This window comes from Polaribacter glomeratus (assembly GCF_002954665.1).
Lineage (GTDB): Bacteria > Bacteroidota > Bacteroidia > Flavobacteriales > Flavobacteriaceae > Polaribacter > Polaribacter glomeratus.
Genome location: NZ_MSCM01000001.1, coordinates 304542 through 309361, shown reverse-complemented (window position 1 = coordinate 309361; position 4820 = coordinate 304542). Strand labels below are relative to the sequence as shown.

Genomic DNA, 4820 nt, shown 5'->3' with positions numbered 1-4820 from the left:
TTCTTCATAATTGTGTACAACGTGATTGTATATGGTTTGTTGCGTGTTTTAAGTAACTAATTTAGTAAATAATTACTGACCAAGAAAGTCCGCGAGGACTTTCGTAAGTAGGCGATAAGCCAGCAATAAATTATATACGGTGTTGTAAGTAGTGCTTTTTTTTCGTTCACTTACTTATTTTTAATATTCGAAATGCACCTTGTATTACCAACACAAAAACGATTGTTCCTATAATCAAATCAGGTTTACTCGAACTTAACCAATTTACTAAAATTCCTGCGATTATTACTCCTAAATTTATAATCACGTCATTCGAGGTAAAAATCATACTCGCTTTCATATGTGCCTCTTCTTTGCTTTTTGACTTTTGCAAAATGTAAAGACAAATTCCGTTCGCAATAAGTGCAAAAATCGAAACGATAATCATTGTCGAAAAATTCGGAAGTTTCTCGTCTCCGAAAAATCTCCTTAGAACTTCCACAAATCCGATAATCGCAAGTGTAATTTGAAAATATCCAGCAAGTTTTGCAATCCGTTTTTTCTTAATCACAGTTCCGCCAACCGCAAACAAACTAATTCCGTAAACAAAACTGTCGGCAAGCATATCCAAACTATCCGCAACAAGTCCCATTGATTTTGAGATAATTCCTGTTGTCATTTCGATAATAAAAAAGGCGAAATTTATTGCAAGAACTGACCAAAGTAACTTTTTTTGGTTTTCATTTTCTTTAAATTCTGTTTGGTTGGTTTGTTCAGTTGAGATTTTTTTTCCGCCTAAATTCAGTTCGATAACTGACTTTTCGATTTGGTCAATTTCTCCGCTGTGAAAAACGGTCAATCTTCGATTCGGAATATCAAAGTCCAAGTTCGCAATGCTCGAAATTCCGTCCAATTTCATTCGGATTAGATTTTCCTCTGAAGGACAGTCCATTTTGGTAATTTCAAATATCGTTTTATTCACTCGGTTTCTGGGTTTTTTCGCATTACTTACAACGTGTTTGTGTATGAATAGTGGCGTGTTTAAGCACCTAATTTAGCAAATAAAAACCGAATAGAAAATCCGCGAGGATTTTCGTAAGTAGGCGAGAACCAGCCATTAATTATACACGGTGTTGCCCACAGTATTTTTAATTCGTAAGTGTTAATTCAATTGCCATTAGACTATATTTATCTTTATATTTTTTACTTGTTCCAGCATTTTTCCAAATTTTCCTCCACTTTCCTTGATTAAAAATCCAACTATTTTCGTCCGTTTCAGCAGGTAAAGTTCCGATTGCAGGTTCATAAGAGGTTCCATCTAATTTTTTTCTTGAACCTTCCATTGTATATTTATATTCATACTTATTATTTTCAATAATTAGCCACTCAATTGCAATAAAAAAACCATTTTCGGGAAATTCAATATTTAATTCAGAAATATCGATTTCAGTTGTTTTTTTTCCTTTTTTTGCAATTCCAATTATATTTTGGTCATAAATATAGTTTTCTGGCTCTCCATTTTCGCTTACTCCGTATAGGCGAATATTAAATTTTGAGTCTTTTACATCACTTTTTGTTAGAATTCTTATTTTTTTTAAAAACTGCGTTTTCTCATATTCGTCATTATATTTAAAAAATCTAGCAGTAATCCAAGGTTTTATTCCGCAACCAAAATAATGATTGATTTTAGACTTTTTAAATTCTCCGATTATTAATTCTTGTGTTGTTTTTTTAGAACTAATAATTACTTCGTCTAATTTGGTTGTCAGTGGTTTTAATTCAAGTGTCTCTTTTATTAAATCCGAGGATATTTTTTTTGTTTCAAAACCTATTGCAGAAAAAAGAATAGTTTTCGTAACATTAATTTCTAATTTAAATTCTCCTTTTTCATTTGAAGTTGTTCCGATATTTTCGTTTTCAACCCAAATATTTACGTATTGTATTTTTTCCTTCGTTTCGCTATTAATTATCACTGATTTTAATTGACTAAAACAGAGGTTTGAAATTAACAAGATTGTTATTGCAAGCAGTTTTTTCATATTGTGGGCAACTAGTTATATACAAACAATTTTATTTATTAATTAATGTTTTTAACGAGATAATAAAAGGTTCGCTTTTTATTGCCCTTAAATTCATAACGAAAATTTAAAGTATTAGCGTAATTGTCAAATATCTTAAATCTGCATAATGACATTGATCAAAAAACATTTTGTTGCTATTTAATAAGAAGTTGTAAACTGATTTTAGTTTTTTAGTACAAAAACCAAAATGTAATTTTAATTCTTTTTTAATAGCCCTCAAATATATTTAAATAATAGTTAAAAATGCTATTTTAGTGTACTTTAAATCTTAGTTCAGTACTCATTACTTATTTAAATCTCATTCTTAATACACTCGTTTTGCATTTTAAAATATTCTATAAACTCGAGTGAAGTACACAATTGAAATGACTAAAACTTGCAACGAGCACAGATGTTTTAGTTATTAAATTGGTTCTCGATATAATCACGCCTAAAAACGTGATCACTCGAACTAACATTTAAATAAGTTTTTAAACGAAAGATGCACAACCTATTTATTAAATAGTTCCTATGCTTTTCTAACTTTTTTTTAACTTTTTAAACAGCTATATTTTATTCTTAAACATAAAATTAACTCTGATTGTGTAAATATCTAAAATCAGATTGAATATTATTTACGGGTTTCCGCAGGTAAACGTATTTTTTTGAAGAAAAAACGACTTTTTTTTTGCTAATAATCCACCAAAACACCCAAAAAAAAGCAATATGTAAGCTATAAATTGCACGAAAAAACAGCTTTTCCCCCTCTTTTTGACCCTAGAAAAGTGATTTTAATGCTAAAACCAAGGTCCTTTTTGTCTAAAATAAGTATAATTTGCCTAAAAAATCCTCTGTAAATTAACTTATAAGCACTTTTAAAAAGCTTACAAGGTTTTGTACTAAAGCTTATAAGGTTTTACGAACAAGCTTATAAAGTATTGATTAATAGCTTATAAGGTTTTTTTAAAACCTTATAAGCGGTTTTAAGCTTTTTTGGCACTTTTGGGCAAAAAAAACCTCAATAACTAGCGTTATTGAGGTTAAGAAAATTAAAAAACGGTAAACTTACACTTTATCCGAAGTTGTAAAATTGATTGTTTTTATATTTAAAGAACTTTTAATTCTTTTATCGGGTCTAAATTTTATGCGCACATCTTTTACCGAATTTGCAGTTACTTCATCGGCAGTTTCTTCTGCCTCTGAACTTACAGAAATATTAAATGTGCCTAACTTGTCTAGCTTTACAATTTTACCTTGTTTTAATTCGTCTACAATATTGTGAATTAAAGACAAAATAACAGCATAACAATCGCCTTCTCTAACGGTACTTTGATGTGCTACTAAATAGGCTAAACGCTCTAAATCTGTTTTACCAGAAGAGATTACCTGTGCATAAAATTTATTATCTGCCGCACGATCTTGCGGGTTAGACTTACTAATTGGAGTAATTTTTACCATACTATAAAAATGTATAAAATGCCTTGCTTTTATAGAGGCAGCAATGCAACACCTCTTTTAGCGCGCTTTAAAACTCTGCAACTGTTTGCCAATATCACATACGTCTTTATGTAATATAACTGTAAGTATATTAAACACCTACAGGAGTTTAGACTAATAAATTTAAGTCATGCTTTTTACCAAATGCAGTTTGGTGGACTGCTTTAAAATATTTAAAAATATTTTTGGTAAGCTAAAAGAAAGTTGTAATTTTATGATTGCGAAATCAAACTACACACTTCTTTAAGTGTTACCGTTTTTAAAAAGTCTTAAAGCACCATCTTTAAGGCTTTTTTTGTTTGTGACACTCTTTAATAAACTTTCTAAATGCTTTTAAAAGGTGTTTTAAAAGATTAACACGCCTTAAACAAGGTTGTGCTTATAAAACACAAAATAATCGCTGTATCACATCGTAAAGATACTGCTTATTATTAAAAATTAATACCATACTTATCCACAAAACCCTGCAGTTTTTAACAAAATGCGTGTTTTTTCTTAAAATAGGCCAAAACAACTATTTTTTTGCTTCTATAACTTTTTACGCATCAACGTTTTACTTACTTAAGTTTTAGTATAGAGCACCAACTTTATTACGACTTGTTGGCATAAACAAAAAAAGCTTCACATTTCTGTGAAGCTTTTAGTTAATTAAACTCAAATATTATAAGGTTCTATTTATATGTAATAGTTTATTAATAGCGCTATTGTAGCTATTAAAAACAACTTCGTATTTTATTAAATCACTAAAACAATAAGCTGCTGGTTGGGTACTACCTATTATTTTATCGCCGTTTGCTAACGTTATTTTATTACAATTACTTTTTACAATATCGTACTGTAAAACTGATTCTTTATGAAAAGGTACTACAATGTTTTCATTAGCTACACTATTATATTGACCAGAAACTCTGTCTAACACAAAAATAGTAGCATTAACAGTACTAGAGCCACGAGACTTTTTAACTAAAGTAGCTTCTACATAAAACAGAAAATTAGAAGTAGGTCTGCATTCTAATTCTTGATTTGAAAGCGCCTTAACAATATTAATTGCATCTATATTTAAACTTGTTTTTGAAGTTGTTTTTTCTGCTTTTGAAAAAGCGAAGAAACCAATTAATAATAGAGCAAGTACAGCTATTTTTTTAAGATTTTTCATGTCGAGGGTTTTAGTTGTTAAATACACCTCAAAGATAAAATTATACCCTCTTTTAAATTTTATAAATCGACCAACGAATATAATCTTTAGATGAAAAGTATATTTATATTCGTTAAGTATGGCTCAAT

4 protein-coding genes are annotated in these 4820 nt (G+C 29.4%); all 4 read right to left on the bottom strand.

What is annotated here, in order from left to right:
• Positions 1 to 166: 166 nt before the first annotated feature.
• Positions 167 to 961: a cation transporter gene (locus BTO16_RS01315; protein ID WP_170064394.1), complete on the bottom strand. Its 795-nt coding sequence runs from the start codon at positions 959 to 961 to the stop codon at positions 167 to 169.
• 166 nt (positions 962 to 1127) lie between these two features.
• On the bottom strand, positions 1128 to 1952 hold the full coding sequence (locus BTO16_RS01310) for a carboxypeptidase-like regulatory domain-containing protein (protein ID WP_245891917.1): 825 nt from the start codon (positions 1950 to 1952) through the stop codon (positions 1128 to 1130).
• Between the two features lie 1152 nt (positions 1953 to 3104).
• Positions 3105 to 3497, bottom strand: a complete 393-nt coding sequence (locus tag BTO16_RS01305) for an HU family DNA-binding protein (protein ID WP_105019873.1) — start codon at positions 3495 to 3497, stop codon at positions 3105 to 3107.
• A gap of 700 nt (positions 3498 to 4197) precedes the next feature.
• On the bottom strand, positions 4198 to 4692 hold the full coding sequence (locus BTO16_RS01300; RefSeq protein ID WP_105019872.1) for a hypothetical protein: 495 nt from the start codon (positions 4690 to 4692) through the stop codon (positions 4198 to 4200).
• Positions 4693 to 4820 lie beyond the last annotated feature (128 nt).